Here is a 20,360-nt window from a genome sequence, read left to right as displayed (position 1 = left end):
GTGGACCTCAGCTCTTCGGCCGGAAGCCGTCGATCGCCAACTCCAGCAGACGCCCGGCCTGGGCGGCGCCCTGGGCGTTGTCCGGCGTGCGCCACAGGCAGCTCATGAGCATGATGACGTCCACCGGATCGATGCCCGGACGCACCTCGCCGGCCTGTTCGCAGGCGGTGAGGAGCTGCTTCACCGCGGCGGTGACGGGCGGCCACGAGGCGCTGACCACCTCCTGCGCGGCGGCCGAGTGCAGGGCCTCGCCCAGGCCGTGCTTGATGCGTACATAGCTCGCGAGCGTGGTGAACCACTGCCGTAGCGCGTCCAGCGGGGGGTGCGCCGCGAGTACGTCGGGTACGGACGCGACGAGGCGCTCCGTGTCGTGCCGGTGGACCTCCAGGATCAGGGCCTCACGGGTGGGGAAGTGCCGGTAGAGCGTCCCCGGGCCGACGCCCGCGCGCTTGGCGATCGAGTTGAGCGAGGCGTCCGGGGACTCCGCGAGCGCGTCGTGGGCGACCTGAAGGATCACCGCGCGGTTCTTCACCGCGTCGGAGCGCTGCGGCGCGGCGTCGGACATGGAAGGCCTCCTGGTACTCGGACGATCATTCGTTTGCGATACGGAGAGTTCTCCGTTAGCGTGGCACAAGCCGACCGGAGATCTCTCCGTTTACTCCTCCGGACATTCTAGGAGCCCCTCCATGCGCTACATCAAGCTGGGCCGCACCGGCCTCGACGTCTCTCCCGTCGCCATCGGAGCCATGACCTACGGGGACCCCGGGCGGGGCCACCCCGTCTGGTCCCTGGACGAGGAGGCCAGCCGTCCGCTGATCAAGCACGCCCTCGCATCCGGCATCAACTTCTTCGACACCTCCAACCTGTACTCCTACGGTTCCAGCGAAGAGATCCTGGGCCGCGCGCTGAACGACTTCGCGGACCGCGACGACGTCGTCATCACCACCAAGGTCCGCCACACCATGCGGCCCGGCAGCCCCAACGGCGGCGGACTGTCCCGCAAGGCCATCATGTCCGAGATCGACCACAGCCTGCGCCGCCTCGGCACCGACCACGTCGATGTGTACATGATCCACCGCCTGGACAACGACACCCCGCCGGAAGAGACCCTGGAAGCCCTGCACGAGGTCGTGAAGTCCGGAAAGGCCCGCTATCTCGGCGCGTCCTCCATGCACGCCTGGCAGTTCGCCAAGCTCCTCCACCTCCAGGAGCGCCACGGCTGGGCCCGCTTCGTCGTCATGGAGGACCACTACAACCTGCTCGCCCGCGAGGAGGAGCGCGAGATGCTCCCGCTCTGCGCCGACGAGGGCGTCGCCACCATGGTCTGGAGCCCCCTGGCCCGCGGCCGCCTCGCCCGCCCCTTCGACCGGGCCCACGCCACGGAACGCGCCGCCACCGACGGCTCCTACGCCGACCTGCTGTACGCGGCCGACGCCGCAGGCGACCGTGCCATCCTCGACGAGGTCGGCGCCGTCGCCGACGCCCGGGGCGTCTCCCGCGCCCAGGTCGCGCTCGCCTGGCTGCGCCGTAACCCGGTCGTCGCCGCCCCGCTGGTGGGCGCCCGTACGATCCGGCAGATCGACGACGCCGTCGCCTCCCTGGATCTCGACCTGTCCGCCGACGAGGCCCGCCGCCTCGAAGCCCCGTACACCCCCCGGTACGACTTCCAGGGCATCTCCGACGCGCGCGAGATGGACCGCATCAAGGCCGGCATACCCGGCTACGCCCACGTCTGACGTGCCGGGGCGCCCACCCCGCCCCGCACGACGACGGTGGGGTCCGACCAGCCGTAGCCGGTCGGACCCCACCGTCGGTCATGCCCCTCGGTTCGAGGCCGTACAGGTCAGTCCTTGAAGGCGTCCTTCACCTTCTCCTTGGCCTGCCGCACGTCGCCCTTCGACTCCTCGGCACGCCCCTCGGCCGTCAGGCGCTCGTTGCCCACCGCACGGCCGGCCGCCTTCTTGACCTTGCCCTTGGCCTGCTCGACCTTCGCCTCGGTCTTCTCGTTGTCCTTCATCGCGCTCACGCCCTGTCTTGCTCGTCGAGTATCGCCGGACACCTTTCGCCTCGCCCGTACACCGCCGCCTAAACCTCGGACACGGTCGCGGGACTCCGCGGGCCGCTCAGGCCCCGGAGAACCCGGAATCCCTCAGGCGACCCGTGCGGACAGGACACTCACCGCGAAGACCGGTGAAGTCGCCGATGCCGGGGTGCCGGGCGGGCGGGGACAGTGGCCACTGCCAGTCCGTACGGCGGTGTCCATCCGGTGAGTCCAAGCGACCGGAGTGCCCCCGCCCCGACCGAGAGGCCCCCCAGTGCACCCGCTCTCCGACGCCCGCACCCCGGTCCGCTCCCGCCTTCGCACCCGTCCCCGCACCGGCCCCCGCACGCTGTGGGCCGGTGCGGTCACCGCCGCCGCGCTGGTCGCGGCACTGGTTCCCGGCACCGCCGGGGCCCAGGCCGCCGCCAACCCGTACGAGCGCGGCCCCGCGCCCTCGGTGTCCAGCATCGAGGCCGCCCGCGGCTCCTACGCCGTCTCCCAGACGTCCGTCTCCTCGCTCGGCGTCACCGGATTCGGCGGGGGGACCGTCTACTACCCCACCAGCACGGCCGACGGCACCTTCGGCGCCGTCGTGATCTCGCCGGGCTTCACCGCGACCCAGTCCAGCATCTCCTGGCTCGGTCCCCGGCTCGCCTCCCAGGGCTTCGTCGTGTTCACCATCGACACCAACTCCACCCTCGACCAGCCCGACAGCCGGGGACGCCAACTGCTCGCCGCACTCGACTACCTGACGGAGCGTTCGTCCGTACGCACCCGGATCGACGCCACCCGCCTGGGCGTCATGGGCCACTCGATGGGCGGCGGCGGAACGCTGGAGGCCGCGAAGAGCCGCCCCTCGCTCCAGGCCGCCATCCCGCTGACCGGCTGGAACACCGACAAGTCCTGGCCCGAGCTCCGTACGCCCACCCTCGTGATCGGCGCGGACGGGGACACGGTCGCACCCGTGGCCACGCACTCGGAGCCGTTCTACACCTCACTGCCCAGCTCCCTGGACAAGGCGTACCTGGAGCTCAACGGTGCCACGCACTTCACACCGAACTCCTCGAACACCACGATCGCGAAGTACAGCATCTCCTGGCTGAAGCGGTTCATCGACGACGACACCCGCTACGAGCAGTTCCTGTGCCCGCTGCCGAGGCCGAGCGTGACCATCGAGGAGTACCGGGGCAACTGCCCCCACTCCTGACCCGTCTCCTGCACTCCCGACCCGCCGCCCCGGCCGCTGACCCACCGTCCGTCCGGTTGTGCCCGGGCACAGTCGGGCGCCGCCCCGGCTGGGTCGGCGCCCAGGACCCGCGCCACGGGCCCCACGCCCGTGGACGCGGGCCTTCCGGCGTTCGTTACGCGCAAGTAACGTCACCGGAATGAACTCATCGACGACCGTGCGTAGTTCACGCCCGCTGTACGGCCGCCGTGGTGAACTGGCCATCCTGGGAACGCTGCTGGACCGCCTGCGAGCCGGTCACGGCAGCACGCTCGTCCTGACCGCCCCACCGGGCCTCGGCCGCAGCGCGCTGCTCGCACACACCGCTGCCGCACACGGGGGAGGGGCGGTCCTGCACGCGGCGGCCGCGCAAGCCGAACGGCTCGTACCCTACGGCGGGTTGGACGTGCTGCTGGGTTCCGCGCAGTACCCGCCCCCGCCGGCAGCCGTGCCGCTCCGCCTCCCGCTCGGCGCGGGAGTGCGGGCGGGACCCGCGGGTACGGCTCTGCTCCGCCGCCTGACGGACCTGGGCGCCCGTGAACCGCTCCTGGTCCAGGTGGACGACGTCCACGCCTGGGATCCCGCGTCCCGCGAGGCGCTCGCGTTCGCGGTTCGCCGGCTGCCCGCCCGCGGCCGGGTCGCGGTCCTGCTCACGGCGGCGGACCACACCCCCGGCACCGACACCTTCGCCGGCCTGCCGGCGCTGCGCCTCAACTCCCTGGACGACAACGCCGTCGACGCCCTGCTCAACGACGTGACGGACCGTCAACTGCACCCGGCCGTCCGGGAGGAGCTGCGCCGCGAGGGCGCGGGAAACCCCCGCCTCCTCACCGCCCTCGTGGAGCACCTGAGCCCCGCGCACCTCTCGGGCCACCTGCCCCTGCCGCGACCGCTGCCCGGCGGGGAGGACCTGTTGGACGCCTACGGCGCCTGCCTCGACGCACTGCCCGACGACACCCGTCACCTGCTGCTGCTCGCCGCCGCGGCGGCCGAGCACGAACCGGACGGGGCGGGCGCGGACACCGCACTGGTCCTGCGAGCGGGACGGACGGCCGGGATCCGCCCGGGCCTGCTGGCGCCCGCGGAACACGCCGGGGTGATACGCAGCGCGGGCGGCCGGGTCCGCTTCACCCACCCCCTGCTGCGCACGGCGGTACTGCGAACAGCGCCCGCCGCCCGGCGCCGCGCGGCACACCGCACCCTCGCCGCCGCCCTGGACGGCGCCCACGAGGCCCTGCCACGCCTGGTCCAACGGGCGTGCGCGGCGCCCGGGCCCGACACCGCGCTGGCGGACGCCCTGACCCGGGCCGCCGCCCCGCCGCGCTCGTACGCCGACCGGGCCACCGCACTGGTCCACGCGGCCGGGCTCACGGCGGACGAGGTCCTGCGCGGCGCGCGCCTGTGCGCGGCCGCCGAGCACGCGTGGCTCGCCGGGCGGCCGGGGGAGGCCCGCCTGCTGCTGGCACGGGTGCGGACCGTACCGGCGCCGGTACGCGCCCACTATGTCCACGGTCTGCTTGCCCTGCGCGACGGCCCGGCGGCCGACGCCAGGGAGACCCTGCTCACGGCGGCCGAGCTGCTCCTCGCCCAGGACACAGACCGGGCGGTGACCGCGCTGCTGGGCGCGGCGGAGGCGGCCTGGGCCATGGGCGACGCACCGGCCGTCTGCGAGGCGCTGGACCGGATCCGTCCCGACCCCGCGGACCCGGCGCTCGATTCGTACCGCGCGGGCATGTCCGCGCTCCTGTCGGGCCGCACGGTAGAGGGACTCACGCTGCTGCGCGGCTACGTGGACACGATGAAGGCCCCCGTCCCCCACGAGGCGTCCGCCCCCGACGGCATTCCGGCGTCTCCTCCTGGTACGGACCCGGCGGCCCGGGCGGCGACAGCCGCCGGGACGTCGGGCTCTGCCGGGACGTCGGGCTCTGCCGGGACGTCGGGCTCTGCCGGGACGTCGGGCTCTGCCGGGACGTCGGGCTCTGCCGGGACGTCGGGCCCCGGCGCCACGACGGGCGCTGTCGCGACGCCGAGTACCGGCCGGGCGGCGGGCTTCGGCCGCACGGCAGGAACCAGCGCGCCCACGGACGGCGTCGTGGTGACGATTGCCGACCGGCCACCATCGGGTACGGCTCCCACGGGCACGGAACCCAAGGCGCGGACCACCCCCCGGGATCGCACCCCGAGCCGCCGCCCGGCGGCCGGCCGGACGATCGGACCGCCGTGGGGCGGAGGAGACGACGGCCAGCCGGGCGACAGCGACACCCGGACCGGCCCAACGCCGGAGCCGGACGCCGAGGCCACCCCGCTGCCCGGCCCGCGGATCCAGGGCGGGACCGGCGAGGACGTCGCCGCAGGGACGAGCAAGGGCTCCCCCGCCGGGACACGGCCCCGCACACGACCGCCCGTCCGCACCAAGGATCCCGCAGGCCCGGGGAATCCAGGGGAGCCAGGGAATCCAGGGGACCCCGGCGTGCCCGAGCGTCCCGCGAAGCCGGGGACACCCGATGAGCCCGGTCAGCCGGCGCAACCCGGCGAACCTCCAGGACCCATACAACCAGGCCTCCCCGCCGGGCCCGAGACGCTGTTACGCGCCGGCGTCGTCGCCCTGGTGCTGGGCGAGGTGGACACCGCCTGCCGGACAGGGGCCAAGGCCCTGGCCGTCGTGCGCGCCCGGGGGGCCGACGCCCTGCTGCCGCAGGCGCTGGAACACCTCGCCTACGGCGAGCTGCGCGCCGGGCGCCACGCACGGGCCCGCGCCCACGCCCGGGAGGGACTCGCCGTGGCGGGACGGCTCGGACAGCGCAACGCGATGGCCCACCTGCACGCCGTACTCGCCCTCGCCGCGTCCGTCGAGGGCGACGCCGCGCTCTGCGCGACCCACGCGCGCGCGGCACTGGCCGACGCTGGACCGCACGGACTCACCCAGGCCGCCTCGCTCGCCGACTGGGCCGTGGCCCGCGCCGCCCTGGCCGACGGCCGGTGCGCGGAAGCGGCCGCCCGCCTGGCACCGCTGGTCCGGCCGGGCCCCCGGGGCGGCCACTTCGCCGTCCGGATGCCGGCCGTGCCCTGCTACGTCGAGGCCGCGGTGCTGGCCGGGCAGGGCGCGGAGTCGTACGCCCGCACCGCCGTCGAGGAGTTCGCCGTCTGGGCGGCCCACACCGCCGACCCGCAGGCACCCGCCCAACTGGCCCGTTGCCGGGCCCTGCTCGCTCCCGCCGGTGAGGCCGCGCGATGGTACGAGGAGGCGCTGCGCCGGCACGAACACGCGACCGGCGACTTCGAACGCGCCCGTACCCTCCTGCTCCACGGCCACTGGTTCCGGCGCCGCCGCAGGACCCGCGAGGCCAGAGGCCCGCTGCGGGACGCCCTCATCGCCTTCGAACGCTGCGGCGCCGACCTCTGGTCCGGACGCGTACGCGGCGAACTGCGCGCCGCAGGCGAAACGGTGACCGACCCGCACGCTCACCACCCCGGCGGAACAGGCCCGTTCAGCACCCTCACCCCCCAACAACAGCGCATCGCCCGCTGCGTGGCGGAGGGGGCCACCAACCGCGAGGTGGCGCTGCGCCTGTCCCTGAGCCCCCGCACCGTCGACCACCACCTGCGCAACGTGTTCGCCACCCTGGGCATCCGCTCCCGCACCGAACTGGTCCACCACCTCGACCGGGTCTATTCCGTGTCCCGCAAGCGGGCCACCGAATAGACTTCCCCCATGCCGACCAGCCAGAACGCCCCGTACGAGGCGATCGGACAACTGGCCGCCGGAACCGCCCCGGACCAGGCGCTGGACGGGTCGGACCCGGACTCCTGGATCGACCTCGACTCCGGGGTGCGCGAACTGGCCCGTTCGCAACCGGAGTTGTTCCACTCGAACGCCTCGCCGTCCGGACGGCGCCTGCGCTGGGATCGCGACACTCAGTTGCCCACTTTCACCTGGAGCCGGCAGCCGGACGACGCCGAACTCGCCCTCGCCCTCTGCCACCCCGACGGCCGCGCCCGCGAGGCCGCGCTCGACCTGGCCGACGGGCGGCCCGCGCTCCTTCCGCTGATCGTCGTCCGGTGCGCGGACTGGGCGGGGCCGGTACGGGAACGGGCCCGCGCCCTCCTGGCCGGGACGCCCCCGGACCGGCTCACCGCGCACGCCGCGCTGATCCTGCGGGTCGGCCGCCGGTCGCGAGGCGGGTTCGCGCAGGAGCTGCTGGCCAGGGCGCTGCGCGAGGGCCCCGCCGCTCGGGTCGAGGCGTTGCTCGGCAGCGACGACCGGGCCGTGGCCCGCCTCGCGCACCGCGCCGCCGTCGCACGCGGGCTCCTCCCCGCGAAGCGGCTCGCGCGCACCGCCGCCCGCCACGACGACGTCGCGGTGCGGGACCTCTGCTCCGACGCGGCCGTCGCCACCCTCGCCGAAGGCTCCCCGGACGGGTTCGCCGAGGTCGTCGCCGTACTCCTGGGATCCAAGCACGCCTGGGTGAGGTCGGCCGGGGTGACCGCACTGCGCCGGGTCGGCCGGCACGCCGACGCCGAGCCGTATCTCACCGACCGGTCCGCCGTGGTGCGGGCGTGCGCCCGGTGGGTACTCCGCCAGGGCGGCACCGACCCCGCACCGCTGTACCGCACGCTGTGCGCCGACCCCACACCCCACCCCGTCGCCGCGGCAGGCCTCGGCGAGTGCGGCACACTCGAGGACGCGGACCTGGTCCGATCCCTCCTCACCCACCCGACCCCCGCCGTGCGCGCCCACGCGGTGGCAGGACTACGAGCCCTGGACGCCACGCGCTTCGACGACGTACGCCCCCTCCTGGACGACGCCTCGGCAGCAGTGGTCCGTCAGGCAACGGCGTCCTTGTTGCCCTCGGCCCACCGCATCCCACTGGAGGCACTGCACAAACTCCTCACCCCAAACCGCCCCCGCCACCACCAGGTAGCGGCGATCCGCCTACTGAGAGCCCAAGGAGCGCACCGACAGCTGACGGCGTAGCCGCCCCACCCCACAAGCAATAAGCGGAACGCCCAGCCCAAACCCCGGCGCGGACTCAAGCCCGATGGCACTCCTGTAGCTACCGCTGTCGAGTCGCGCAGAGCCTCACGGACTGGGGCCCGGCAGACGTCCGTGCCCATGGAGCGCGTCAGCCGCTGGCGCCGCCCAGGAGAGGCCACTCGACGGAACCAGGCATCTTCCCCCGCGCGACACGGCAAATCCTGGACACCCCAGTCCTCGTGGTTCCCCCTCTACCAGAGCACCAAGGAACGCGAGCGCTACCCCACCTAGCCCGTACAGTCCGCACGTCCCCCTGACAGCCACTCCCGCATCACCCTCGTCATACGGGTCCGACCTCGACACGCACCGAACCCAGCGCCCCGACCCCCTCGTCCAGCCCAACACGCACGTGTCCGTCGACCAGACGAACTCCGCCCGTCGCTGGCCGACCAACCACCCGAGCCGGGCTGACCCCCGAGGGGCACCCCTCACAGCCCCAACCGCCAGCGCCCGCGACCGGCCCCGGGGCGCTGATGTCGAACGTCAGCGGACGTGCCGGCTCCGCAGCGGGACCGACTACCGCAACACCGTGAGCGAGGCCCGCTGCACGGGCCTCCGCACACAAGCCCGCCCGCGCGCGGACCACCCACCCCAGAGCAACCACGGCCTCGGGGTTCGGTCAGGGCCAGCTTGTGTCCGTGTCGCTGGTGAAGCCGGAAGACGAACTCCCGAGGACGACGTCGCTCGCCCGTACGTCTCCCACGCTCCAGAGAGCCGCATGGTCCTGGAGGGCACGCGCTGCTGCTTCAGTCGACGTCACCCACCCATGATTCCCTTCGCGCGATGTCCCCGTCGAGCAGGATCCGTCGAAGTTGCTGTTCAACGGCCCGCTCCACTAAAAATCGCGCAGAGTCCGCGAAGCGCATCGCGGACCTCGGGGCCGACCCCCATGAGTGCGTACGTCCGCCCGAGAACCACCTCGCGGGCGCTGAACGCGAGACGTCGAACGCACCCCAGAGCCCGCGCCCTTGAGGCGAACTCGAAGGGCAAGTCCACGCAGTGACGGGTCAGCCGCTCGCTCCCGCCGACCGCACGGCAGCCACGACCAGGGGAGCACGCCCCGCTCCACGAACAGAAGTACACGAGGAACGCCAGCCCATGAGCCGACTGCTCTCGAACAGCCACCTACCGCCCGGGCATTAGGCTGAAGCCATGAGGGGACCGGCCACCCCGCGGGAGGGACGCCTCGTGACCTACACAACATCCTCCCCGCCGACCATGCGAATCGGAGAGCTGGCCCGGCTGACAGGGGCCAGCGCCCGGTCGCTCCGGTACTACGAACAACAGGGCCTGATCCACAGCGCGCGGTCCGGCGGCGGGCAGCGGTTCTACTCCGAAGCGGAGGTCGCACGCGTCCATCTCATCCGGCGGCTGCTCGACGCGGGACTGGGGAGCAGGGTGATCGCCCAGTTGATGCCGTGCGTGGACAGCGGTGGCGCCGACGTGGCCGAGGAGGCGTTCACCACCATGGTCAGGGAGCGGGACCGTCTGACCGCCGACATCAGCCGACTCGTCGAGACCCGGGACTCGTTGGACGCCGTGATCGAGGCCAACACCCGGTACCGACTCGGCGAACACCGGAGCCACCCCCTCCCCGCTCCCGCGCAAGCGCAACACCACAGCCCGTCGTGAGGTGAGAGAGCCGCGTCGTCACGACGCGGCGTGAGACCAGAACCCCGTCGTCACGCCGCAGTGCCGGATCAGAGCCGCATGTCGATGACCACCTTCCCCGCCGCGTGGCCCGACTCGACCAGGGCCAGCGCCTCGTCCGCCCGGGCCAACGGATAGCTCGCCGTGATGTGGGGATCGATCCGCCGGTCGGCCATCAGCTCCGCGACGCGCTCGATGCCGCTCCGGTCGAGACGGCGGCGGACGTACGCGCCACCGAGTTCGGCGACCGACTGATCGGTGACGGAGACGAGCGCCTCAGCCTTCGCCGCCAGCGGGGCAACGGCCCGCAGGGAGGCACCCCCGACCATGTCGAGCACGGCGTCGAAGCCGCCCGGCGCGTACTCCCGGAGCCGGTCCACGACATCGCCCGCCGTGTAGTCGACAAAGAGCGCACCGGTCGCCGCCACCCGCTCCCGCTTGGCCGCACTGCCGGTGCCGACCACCACCAGCCCGCGATCCCGCGCCATCTCGGCGAGGACGATCCCGACACCACCACCAATGCCGTTCACGAGCACGGACGCCCCGGCGGGCAACGCGACCTGGTCCAGAACGTCGAGCGCGGTGGTCCCGGCGACAGGGATGGTGGCCGCCCAGGTCTCCGGCACGGCGTCAGGGATACGGGCCGTGGCCCCGGCCGACAACAGGGTCGTCCCCGCGTACGTACCGGCGCCGGTCAGAGCGAATCCGGCGACCCGGTCGTCGACGGCCAGGCCGGTCACGTCAGCACCCACCGCGAGGACGGTCCCCGCCGCCTCCATTCCCAGGACCTGCGGAAAGGGAAGGTGGCCGTTCAGGGCCCGGACGTGTCCGGACCGGAGCAGATGATCCAACGGGTTGACCCCCGCGGCCACGACACGGACCAGGACCTCGTGCGGCCCGGGCGACGGAACGGGCCGGTCGAAGAACTCCTGGACATCGGCGCCACCGAAGGCCCGGTACCCCAGGGCTGTACTCATGGCGGATTCCCCTCTCACCGCCCTCGCCCGCCGGTCGGCCGAGGACGATGAAAAGCTAATCCTTGACACCAATGTCAGGTTCAAGTCCTGTGACGCAGCCCACGCTCCGGAACCGCCACCACACCCGAGCCGCCGCCAACACTCGCGTACCACGCCCCCCTTGACGCAACAGCGGAGAGCAGGCGTGATCGCCCGACGTCAGCAGAGCTGAGGAATACCGTTGCCGATGTGCGTGGGCACCGGGTCGGTCTCGCTGTAGATGTCGGTGTCCCTCATCCAGCCCCACTGACCGTTGTCGGCCTGCGTGTAGAGCCAGCGGTTCGGATGCGGCCCGCCGACGTAGGCGCCGGTGTCCGTGCGGCACTCGAACCAGCTCGGGTTCGAGTACATCTTGCCGACCGGACGGCTCGTGTTGGGGTCGGCGTACACCGTGGCCCCCGAGACGTTGTTGCAGTACATGCGCATACCGCCGTCGCCCCACCAGCACGGATTGGCCGCCTCGGCCGTGCCGGCGAAGACGGTGCCCAGAGCGGTGAGTGCCACGCCGGTGACGACGGCGGAGAGCTTGCGCGTGGATGCTTTCAAGGTGATACCCCCGTGTTGCGGTCGATGGTGCGTGGTCAAGGCGCACCGGGTCGGTCTCGACGGGGAACGCGGTACGGGTACGGAGTACCGGCGGCGGCGTCCGCCGACAGCAGAGCGGTCGCGGTTCCCCGTACCCGCATCGAGTGTTCCCCTCACGACGGTCTCCAGGACGAGGCGTGCGGTCACGCGCCTCCCTGGCCGGAGCCCGACGACGAGTCACCAGCCTGCCCCGGCCCCCCGGCCGTGACAAACCGGTTCGGCCCCACCCGAAGAACCGCCCCATCAGCACCTGCCGGCCAAGCGCCCAGCCACGGCCTTGACAGCCCGTCAAGGCCCAACGCCCCACCCCCTCACCGGAGGCGCGGTGTCAGAGTCCGGCGATCGAGGACGGCCCGGCCGAGCGGGGTCGGCATGTGCAACACGGTGTTGGCGGTGCGGTGGCTCGTGATGAGACCGGTGTGCCGCAGCACAGTGGCGTGCTCGCTCGCCGAGGCCGGCGAGATGCGCAGCCGGCGAGCGACGTCCGTACCGGTGACGCCCCCGGTCGTGGCGATCTCCTCCAGCACGGCGGCGCGCGTGGCCCCCAGCAGGCGCGCCAGACCGTCCCCGCGCGAGTCACCGGCCGGTTCCACCAGGCGTTCCAGCCCCCTGTTGGCCGGGTACACCAGCACCGGTTCCAGCTCCGCGTCGCGCAGGGCGATGGGACGGGCCCAGCAGAAGTACGACGGGACGAGCAGCAGGCCCCGGCCGCCCAGACGGAGGTCACGCCGGACGGGATACGCCACCGAGAGGACCGGCGCCTGCCAGCGGACCAGCGGATGCAGACGGCTCAGCAGGCGCTCCACACCGCCGTCGAGCAGATCCGCCGCCCGGGCCGCCCGCTCGGCCGAGATCACCGTGTGCAGACGGTCCCAGACAGGGGCCAGTGCCCGGTCGTGATACGTACGCATCGCCTCGCCCAGCCGGCCAAGGGCGCCCACGTCGCCGTCGGCCAGCGGCCGCAGCCCGCCCGCGGCCGCGCCCGGTCCGGCCAGGAGCGTGATGTCCTTGCGCAGCCGGGCCCGGGGGGTACTCCGTACCGCTTCGACGCCCGACTCGACATCGGTGTCGCAGGGCGTGAGGAAGTCGGGGGAGTAGCCCTTCGGCGGGGCCAGCGCCAGCAGCGGACGGGAAGAGGCGTCGAGACACCCGAGCGCCCCGGCCCGCCAGGGCTCGAAGACACCATGGTCGGCCCTCCCGCGCAGTACGTGCAGGCTCAGCAACATTTCCCAGGCCGGCACCGGTCCGGCGGCGACCCTGACCCGCCCGATGTCCTCGCTGGTGAAATGGATCCGCAGCACCTGTGCTCTCCCCGACGCCGATCGCTCTCTGCGAAGGACGCCGAGGAACCACCGACCGGTTCACGGATGTCGCCGGTCAACACGACGGGACGTGGCGCGGAGTCGGCGCGCCGTGCGCCCCCGCCGTAGGGTGACGACCATGCACGCGCGTATCGAGGAGATCGTGTTCGACTGTGCGGGCCCCGCGGCCCTGGCGCGGTTCTGGGCGGCCCTGTTGGGCGGCGAGCCCGTGGACCGTACCCCTGACTGGTCGTACGTCGACCCGCCCGGGTTCGCCCGGATCGCCTTCCAGCTGGTGCCGGAGGGCAAGGTTGCCAAGAACCGCCTCCACCTCGACCTGAACGCGGGCGACGTCGAGGAGGCCACGGCGGAGGCTGTACGGCTCGGGGCGGTCACGGTGGGCGGCGTGGTGGCCGACCCGTACGGCCGGTTCCAGGTCCTCCAGGACCCCGAGGGCAACGAATTCTGCTTCGTAGGCAACTGACCCGCCCCCACATAACGAAAAGGCCCAACTGCCCGGCCACCGGACCACCAACCCAGCGCGTCAACCCCGGCCGCCGAACGACCAGACCCAGGCGGCAGCCCCAACCCCCGAACCATCGCAGCGCCGCGGCCCCCCCCGGACCACCAGCCCCGGACGGCCCCCGGCCAACGCCCCCCTCACTCCTCCGGTCCAGCAGTCAGCCACGCCCCCATCCGGGCGAGCCCGCCCGTCCCGCTCCCCGGCGGATCCACCCCTCGCGCGAGGTCCGCGATCGAGACCCCCGCGAGGGACTCCCGCCAGGCCGCCTCCGCCGTGGCCATCGCGTGGGCGATGCCGCAGGGCGCCGAGCAGGCCTCGGGCGGGCTCGCCAGCGGTCCCCGCTGCCGGATCTCCGTACAGACGAACGCCGGACCCGCTCCGTCGACCGCCTCCACGACGTCGAGCACCGAGATCGAGTCGGGGTGCCGGGTCAGGACATAACCGCCCGCCTTCCCCTGCACCGCCCGCACCAGCCCCGCCCGGGACAGCGCCTGCATCTGCTTGGCGAGGTACGTGGCCGACACGTCGTGCAGCTGGGCCAGCCGCGCCGCGGGGACGGGTTCCTCGACCGCCGTGAGCACCACACAGCAGTGCAACGCCCACTCGACCCCACCGGAGATCTTCATCCGGTCACTTTAATCCACCACGCCCTTGACCCGGACAACATTCATCCGGGTATTGTCTCGGACAACAAGTATCCGAGTTTGCGCGTACGGCCCGTCCACGGGCATGTATGCCACCTGTCGGACACACCTCCCGAGCGGAAAGGCATGTCATGAGGTTCGCAGTCATCGGCGGTACGGGGCTCATCGGATCGCAGGTCGTGAGGAAGCTGAACGCCGCAGGCCACGAGGCGGTGCCGCACTCCCAGTCCACGGGGGTCGACATCATCTCGGGCCAGGGCCTGGACGAGGCGGCGGCAGGCGCGGACGTCGTCATCAACCTGACGAACTCGCCCACCTTCGATGAGGCCTCCCTCGACTTCTTCCGGACCTCGATGGACAACCTGCTGGCCGCCGCCGAGAAGCACGGCGTACGCCACTTCGTCATCCTCTCGATCGTCGGCGTGGACCAGGTCCCCGAGCTGGACTACTACCGGGCGAAGGCGCTCCAGGAGGACATCCTCGCGGCCGGCCCGGTCCCGTACTCGATCGTCCGCGCCACCCAGTTCATGGAGTTCATGGACGCCACCCTGTCCTGGACCACCAGCGGCGATACCGTCCGCCTGCCCGCCACCCCGCTCCAGCCGATCGCGGCCGAGGACGTCTCCGACGCGGTAGCCGAGGTCGCGTCGGGCAACCCCCTCCAGGGCATCCGCAACATCGCGGGCCCCGACGTCTTCCCCCTCGACGAACTGGGCCGCATCACCCTGGCCGCCCACCCCGACGGCCGCAGCGTCGTGACCGACAACACCGCCGGCCTGTTCGCCGCCGTCCAGGGCGACGTACTCACGGCCCGCCCCGACGCCCACATCGCCCCGACGCGCTACACCGACTGGCTCGCCTGACCGAGTCGCGGAGGAGGGAGCCGGACCGGATACGCGGACGACGGGCCCTTACCACTCCCACCCCAGGCCGCAACGCATCTCGCAATCGGTGGCGGCGCCATCGCCGCCACCGACACCACCCGCGCACCCCTCCACCACGTCGTTCGCCGGCCCTCCCCGATGTGCACGAGACCACCAGCTGCCTGACCTGGACCGAGCGAGACACCCGGGACCGGCGGCAGCCCAGCGCCTCAGGCACACGTCCTCCCGCATCAGCCGCGGGGATCAACCGATCGGGCCCGAGTCCGGAGCATCATGCGCATCCTCAGCGAAGTCCACGAAGCCGAGCGCTCAACCCGAGGCACCTTCCAGAGAGGCAATAGCGGCTGTCCAGACTGCGGTCAGGTCCGTACTTTCGCACCACTCGATCAATCTGACAGTAGGCCGAAAGGGTTTGTCGCAACGTCAGACATCGACGATGATCACCTCATGACGACCAGAAAGGGCCATGCCCTCTAGGCGCCCCGCTCCGCTCTCCGCCGCCCGCGCGCCGCCCGTTCGCCGCTCACCTCAGCGCTCGATGGCCGTGACTGCCCACCCAAGGAGAGCCCGCCCGTGCAGAAGACCGCCCTCATTCCCTACGCCCAGCTCCCTCGCCCGTACCGCGACCGCCACGTTCTGACCAGCACCGTCGACGTCGTCGGCGCCGCCCACTGGCTGCTCACCGAGCAGGCTCCGCAGCCCGTCGGTGATGTCCAGCCCTTCGACGCGCTGGTAATTTCCGTCCACCCGGGCGGCGATGTCGAGCTCACCGAACTGCGCGCCGTGCGGGCGCGCTGGCCGCGCCTGGACCGCTTGCCCGACGCCAGGTTCGTCGTCGCCGCGTCTCGCACCCGCCGGTACGAGGACGCGAACCAGGTCCAGGTCTTCGACGCGCTCGGCCGTGAGACCTCGTCCTTCTCCGTCGGGGACGCGATCGAGCACCTGCTCGTGGACGAGGCCGGCCACATCTGGGTCGGGCACTTCGACGAGAACCCGGCCGGAATCCGCCGCTGGAGCGCCACGGGCCGACTCGCCTGGACGTCGGACGGCGCGCGCATCCCCGGCCTCTTCGACTGCTACGCCCTCAACGTGTCGGGCAACGCCGCCTGGGCCTGCCCCTACACGGACTTCCCCCTCGTCGAGATACGCCCCGACCACCCCGACCGGCCCGTGAAGGTGCGGGCCAACCGCGTACGGGGCGCCACAGCGCTGGCCGTCCACGGTGAGCGAGTCGCCTTCTACGGCGGCTACGGCGAGGAACGGGACCGACTCGCACACGGAGAGCTGACCGAAACATCCCTAGAACCGGGAGAGGTCGGCGTGCTCACCCTGCCCGATGGCCGTACGCCGGGCCGCCGGCGGGTCGTCAGCCGAGGAAGCAAAATCTACGTCCAGACCAAGCCGTACACCACATGGAGCGTGTTCGACCTCAACAGCTAACACCCACCACGGGAATGACCCTTGCTCCCCGATCGCCAACCAGCGGGGGACGTGTGGTGGGTGGTTTGAGTTTGAGTGTGGTCGCTGAGGCGTCGGGTGTGCGGGTGGCGAGTGTGGTGGCGTGGGAGGCGGGCCAGGTCGCGCCGAGGGGTGAGCGTTTGGATGGTCTTGCGGTTCGATATCAGCCACCTTTGGTGTCTCCGTCTCCTGTTGTCGATTCCGTGGAGCGGTCGGCAGCACCCTCCCTGCCTGTTCTTGAGGCGCCCCTGGCCGCCTCGTCTGCTCCGTCCGCCTCGTGCACCTCACCCGCGTCACCAACCGTGTCCACCGCGCCCATTGCGTCTTTCGCGGTTGTGGATCGCTCTGCCTGTCGTGCCTCGTCGCGTGGTTCTGTTCGGCGGAGTGCGGGCGCGGGTGTGGGTGATTCGCGTTTTCTCCATGGTCCGCTCGCGGTGTTGGATGGTGAGGGTTGGGCTTATGGGGTGGGTGGGATTGTGTGGGAGTGTCCGGCGGTCACGATTCCGGAGTTGGTGGAGTGGGCGCTGGGGGTGTCTGGTCTGGAGGCTGGGAAGGCGCGTCGTCACGGTAAGGATTCCGATCCGTTGGTCGTGCTCACCGGTGCGGTTGCCGTGAAGTTGGGTCTGCCGGAGTGCTTGTAGCGACTTGGCCAGTGCCGTTCCTTGCGGCTGTCCACCGAGCACCCGGTCGTGAAGGAGGTGGTGGTGGCGGGTTGGCGGCTCACTCAGCGTGGTTTCGACCCGTGGCCGCGGATCTACCGTAAGGCGCAGGGCGGTGAGCGGCGGTGCGTGCAGCTCGCGTTTTTGTCGTGGGGGCTCTTGGCGAGTGGTCCTGGCTGGGTGTGGCGGAGATGGAGCCGGGCCGTGTCGCCGGTGTCCTTGGTGTCTATGCCCAGCGGGTCATCACTCCGCGGCGTTACACCGCTGTTTCGGGGCTGGAGTTGATGACGCCGTTGTGCCCGCCTACCCGCGCGGTGCGGGGCCTGGCGAAGGGGAGTTGGGTGTCAGGGCGTAATCCCGGCTCGTTGGGACGGAACAGGTGGACCCGGCGCCTCCGGAGGCGCCTCCCGAGCAACCTGTGGTGGTGAACGGTGGCTGGAGTGGTGGGTTCCTGAACGAGGAGGCATATCAATGGGTGCGTGTGGTGGGTCTACTGGGTGACGAGGAGTGCACGCTGCCGTTCGCGGTCGGGCTGGACCTCAACACCGTGTTCCTCGAGGCCTCTCGGCGTGCCTGACGGTGGGGTTGTCGGCCGCGGAGCGTTTCCGTGCGCCGGTGTTCGACCAGAAGGTGCCCGGTTTCTGGTTGGTCGATCTTTCGCGTATCGAGCTCGACCCCCGGCTTCTCTCGCCGTTCACCCCGGACGGTACCCGGCCGGTCCGGCCTGGTACCAGACGCATACCGTCGCCTTCGCGCAGGAATTCGGCCATGAGGTCCGTCCGGTGGAGGTGTACCTGGAGCGTGGCACGACCGTTCGAGGAGCGTCTACGTCGAGACGCTCGCCGAACTCGGCGTCGCCAGGGACCTGTCGAACGTGGAGTTCCTCGCGGCGATGGAGCGTTACAAGCAGGCAGACCCGGGCATGGCGGCGGTGCTTGTTGCGCTGAAGGCGACGGTGAAGGGTGGTGTGGGTCAGTTGCGGGAGCGTCCGCAGGGAATGTCGTACAAGCGGGGTGAACAGTGGGCGGCCCTGGAGTGTCCGACGTGGCGTCCCGACATCCGTGCCGCGGTCATTTCCAGAGGGGAGCGTCAGCTCGTTCTTACATGCAATGTCCCTGTGGTTCGCCCTTGGGCGGCGGTTGACCTCGTACAGCTCGACCACGGCGTTTCCTCAGTAGTCGCACGATCAGACCTGTTCCTTGATGTGTTGGCCTGGGGTTTGTACGGGGCTGGGGACTTTCAGCTCGGGATGAATTCAGCGGACGTTACGCAGGGGCATCGCTACTCGGCTTGAGTGGTGTGCGCAGTCGGCCTGACCCTTGTGGCCGAGGTCTGGGATGGATCTGTCGGTGTCCGGCATAACGATCAGGTAGCCACAAGATCCCCTGATCGCCGAGTCGTTTGATGCTCCAGGTGTCCGCGCCACGGCCGAAACCCCTCAACGATGTGGTCGCCACCTGGGACTAACAGGACCTCCCTGCGCAAGCCCGCCCAAGCCGTCGCCCGGCACCCTGTGCACCCAGTAGAGGGGGTCCGTCCATGACCCCATCCACGACCGCCCGGCGCCCGCACGGTGAGGTGACGGCCTCTGCCGGGAGAACCAGATGAGCGACCAAGCCCCCGTCGTGCCGTACGCCCGAGTCTCCAGGTCCCACTGCGGACTGGCTGTAGTCAGCCTCGGCACGTGGGTACTCCGCCGACGCTGGCGGACTTTCATAGTCTGCTGTTGGCGATTCCGGAGACTGCGGTAACGTCCAGGATTCCGCCGCAGTTCCGACGCGGCGCGGAGCAGTCCCTCTTCGTTGAGGCGAAGCACATGATGCAGACGGACGGGCGGGCGGGTAAAGTATTGCCACAGCCCGAGGCTTGACGCTGCGGAGAAGACTGCAGTCGCCGAAATGTTCGACGCTTGCAACTCCTGATGAGCACGCAGATCTCTGCTTTCCCTGATGTACGAGCCTCATGCGAGAGATCGCCCCGACTTCGTCAAATCGAAGGCTGAAATGCCACGCGATACGCCAAGAGGATCCCCTCAAAGGGGCGTTGATCGGTCACGATCGGGCCGTCGGATCGTTCACCGGATGACGACCACGGCCCCTCGGTAAAACGAGGTATGCCAATCGAGGTGCAGGCCCGGCTGGGTCCGTCCTTTAACTCGTACAGGGACCGATTGCGGGAGGCTGCGGATAGCGTGACCAGCCAGTCACTCACATGATCACCCGCACCGTGCCTGCACTGGCTTCCCGTCCCTAAACAGTGCAGATCATGACATTATGTATTTCACAGAAATGACGGAGAAGTCGAATTATGTAATATCCCTGTGCGGCAACCATCAGCGCTGACGCGGTCTTGAAGTTCCCGCATGCGCATGTCAGTCTCCCAATGTCATCTCTGACATCTGTCGGCGAAATTTAGGGAGAAGTTTGTGCAAGCATTGAAGCGGGGAGCGGCTACTGCCGCAATTGCGGCGGTCCTTGTGGTGTTTGCTTCCGTGGCCTCAATCGGTCCGGCTGCGGCACATGCCTCTTGCGGCACGACAGTCAGCGACAAGGATTCGAGCAGCTGGAATGCCGCCGGGGGCGGAGCGAACATGCGTAGCGGTTCCAGCACCACGTGCGCGATCAACGGTTTGGCAAATTCGGGTCAGCGGTTGGACTATCACTGCTTCACGGTGGGAAATGATGGCGCGAGTTGGACATATACCAGAAACGACAGCACTGGCGTTTCCGGGTGGATTCGCGATGATCTTTTGAGTGATTTCGGAAGTGACGTTCCGTGTTAATTGCAGCTGCCGAGTAGGGTATCGGCACAGGGAAAGGGGGCTCCGTCGGCGCTCGGCGGCCCCCTTTCCCTGATTGGGTGATAGTGGGAACGGTGGATGAAATGCTCCGGATCGGGCATGTCCGGCTGCTGAAGGCCTTCACCGATGGGGCCGACGGTAAATTCTTCTCCGTCAACGGAGGGCTCTCAACGCTGGACGGACGGCCCTACACTGAGCAGCATCTTCTTGAGATTGCGGCTGAGGGCCTTGGCCGGTACTACTTCCGCGACGACGGGCGTCGCGCCCGTGGCCTGGACGTGGAGTTCACCGACGTCCAGGAGATCGAGATCGTCCTGTAGCCCCCGTACACCTGTAGTCCCCCGTACATACCAGGGGCCCGAACCGCCGGAAGCGGTTCGGGCCTTCCTACGTACCCGTACGTACCTGGTGACCTTCGTGAGCTGCGCGGCCGAACCGCCGGTGCCGCGGTGCCTGGGGACGGCGGTCGGCCGGTGGTGGCCGGGAGGATCCCGGTGGGGGACGGCGCCGGCAGGCCCCTGAGGCGAGGCGTTCACGGG

Annotated in this window: 16 protein-coding genes; 10 read left to right on the top strand and 6 right to left on the bottom strand. The window is 70.8% G+C overall.

All coding sequences use genetic code 11. The features are described 5' to 3' along the window. Window positions 1–7: 7 nt before the first annotated feature. Window positions 8–565 (bottom strand): TetR/AcrR family transcriptional regulator, encoded by a 558-nt coding sequence (locus tag HA039_RS00080; protein WP_167021984.1) that lies wholly within the window; start codon window positions 563–565, stop codon window positions 8–10. A 121-nt stretch (window positions 566–686) separates the two neighbouring features. Between HA039_RS00080 and HA039_RS00075 the strand changes: the two genes are divergently transcribed. Further along, the gene (locus HA039_RS00075; RefSeq protein ID WP_167021982.1) at window positions 687–1,736 is read left to right on the top strand and encodes an aldo/keto reductase; all 1,050 of its coding nucleotides are present in this window, start codon (window positions 687–689) and stop codon (window positions 1,734–1,736) included. A gap of 107 nt (window positions 1,737–1,843) precedes the next feature. Here the strand turns inward: HA039_RS00075 and HA039_RS00070 are convergent, their stop codons facing one another. Next, a complete protein-coding gene (locus HA039_RS00070; protein WP_167035842.1) occupies window positions 1,844–2,017 on the bottom strand; it encodes a CsbD family protein in 174 nt (57 codons plus the stop codon). A 298-nt stretch (window positions 2,018–2,315) separates the two neighbouring features. Between HA039_RS00070 and bdeA the strand changes: the two genes are divergently transcribed. The 4 genes from bdeA (at window position 2,316) to HA039_RS00050 (ending at window position 9,933) form a co-directional block, all read left to right on the top strand. After that, window positions 2,316–3,248 carry a bis(hydroxyethyl) terephthalate hydrolase gene (gene bdeA, locus HA039_RS00065; protein WP_167021980.1) on the top strand — a complete coding sequence of 311 codons (933 nt, stop codon included), beginning with the start codon at window positions 2,316–2,318 and terminating at the stop codon, window positions 3,246–3,248. Between the two features lie 178 nt (window positions 3,249–3,426). Next, a complete protein-coding gene (locus HA039_RS00060; protein WP_167021976.1) occupies window positions 3,427–6,969 on the top strand; it encodes a helix-turn-helix transcriptional regulator in 3,543 nt (1,180 codons plus the stop codon). A gap of 9 nt (window positions 6,970–6,978) precedes the next feature. Continuing rightward, entirely contained in the window at window positions 6,979–8,241 is a 1,263-nt protein-coding gene (locus HA039_RS00055; RefSeq protein ID WP_243868944.1) for a hypothetical protein, read from the top strand. Between the two features lie 1,278 nt (window positions 8,242–9,519). After that, the gene (locus tag HA039_RS00050) at window positions 9,520–9,933 is read left to right on the top strand and encodes a MerR family transcriptional regulator (protein WP_167021974.1); all 414 of its coding nucleotides are present in this window, start codon (window positions 9,520–9,522) and stop codon (window positions 9,931–9,933) included. A gap of 68 nt (window positions 9,934–10,001) precedes the next feature. Here HA039_RS00050 and HA039_RS00045 read toward each other — a convergent pair whose 3' ends face one another. The 3 genes from HA039_RS00045 to HA039_RS00035 form a co-directional block, all read right to left on the bottom strand. Next, entirely contained in the window at window positions 10,002–10,928 is a 927-nt protein-coding gene (locus HA039_RS00045) for an NADP-dependent oxidoreductase (RefSeq protein WP_167021972.1), read from the bottom strand. A 198-nt stretch (window positions 10,929–11,126) separates the two neighbouring features. Continuing rightward, window positions 11,127–11,513: a hypothetical protein gene (locus HA039_RS00040; protein WP_243868941.1), complete on the bottom strand. Its 387-nt coding sequence runs from the start codon at window positions 11,511–11,513 to the stop codon at window positions 11,127–11,129. A 350-nt stretch (window positions 11,514–11,863) separates the two neighbouring features. After that, entirely contained in the window at window positions 11,864–12,853 is a 990-nt protein-coding gene (locus tag HA039_RS00035; RefSeq protein WP_167021970.1) for a winged helix-turn-helix domain-containing protein, read from the bottom strand. A gap of 139 nt (window positions 12,854–12,992) precedes the next feature. Here HA039_RS00035 and HA039_RS00030 point away from each other — a divergent pair, with 139 nt between their 5' ends. Beyond that, window positions 12,993–13,337 carry a VOC family protein gene (locus HA039_RS00030; protein WP_167021968.1) on the top strand — a complete coding sequence of 115 codons (345 nt, stop codon included), beginning with the start codon at window positions 12,993–12,995 and terminating at the stop codon, window positions 13,335–13,337. Window positions 13,338–13,513: 176 nt separating this feature from the next. On the opposite strand, the gene HA039_RS00025 is transcribed toward HA039_RS00030, so the two are convergent. Beyond that, window positions 13,514–14,002: an RrF2 family transcriptional regulator gene (locus HA039_RS00025; protein WP_167021966.1), complete on the bottom strand. Its 489-nt coding sequence runs from the start codon at window positions 14,000–14,002 to the stop codon at window positions 13,514–13,516. 149 nt (window positions 14,003–14,151) lie between these two features. Here HA039_RS00025 and HA039_RS00020 point away from each other — a divergent pair, with 149 nt between their 5' ends. The 4 genes from HA039_RS00020 to HA039_RS33685 all read left to right on the top strand — a co-directional run bounded on the left by HA039_RS00020 (window position 14,152) and on the right by HA039_RS33685 (window position 20,141). Then, window positions 14,152–14,883 carry an SDR family oxidoreductase gene (locus HA039_RS00020; protein WP_167021964.1) on the top strand — a complete coding sequence of 244 codons (732 nt, stop codon included), beginning with the start codon at window positions 14,152–14,154 and terminating at the stop codon, window positions 14,881–14,883. Between the two features lie 594 nt (window positions 14,884–15,477). Next, window positions 15,478–16,344: a hypothetical protein gene (locus tag HA039_RS00015; protein ID WP_167021919.1), complete on the top strand. Its 867-nt coding sequence runs from the start codon at window positions 15,478–15,480 to the stop codon at window positions 16,342–16,344. A 1,551-nt stretch (window positions 16,345–17,895) separates the two neighbouring features. Then, window positions 17,896–18,315 (top strand): hypothetical protein, encoded by a 420-nt coding sequence (locus HA039_RS34555; protein WP_208298501.1) that lies wholly within the window; start codon window positions 17,896–17,898, stop codon window positions 18,313–18,315. Between the two features lie 1,580 nt (window positions 18,316–19,895). Beyond that, a complete protein-coding gene (locus tag HA039_RS33685; protein WP_243868938.1) occupies window positions 19,896–20,141 on the top strand; it encodes a hypothetical protein in 246 nt (81 codons plus the stop codon). Window positions 20,142–20,360 lie beyond the last annotated feature (219 nt).

The sequence above is a fragment of the Streptomyces liangshanensis genome, assembly GCF_011694815.1.
In the GTDB taxonomy this organism is placed as follows: Bacteria; Actinomycetota; Actinomycetes; order Streptomycetales; family Streptomycetaceae; genus Streptomyces; species Streptomyces liangshanensis.
This window is presented reverse-complemented; position numbering and strand designations above follow the sequence as displayed.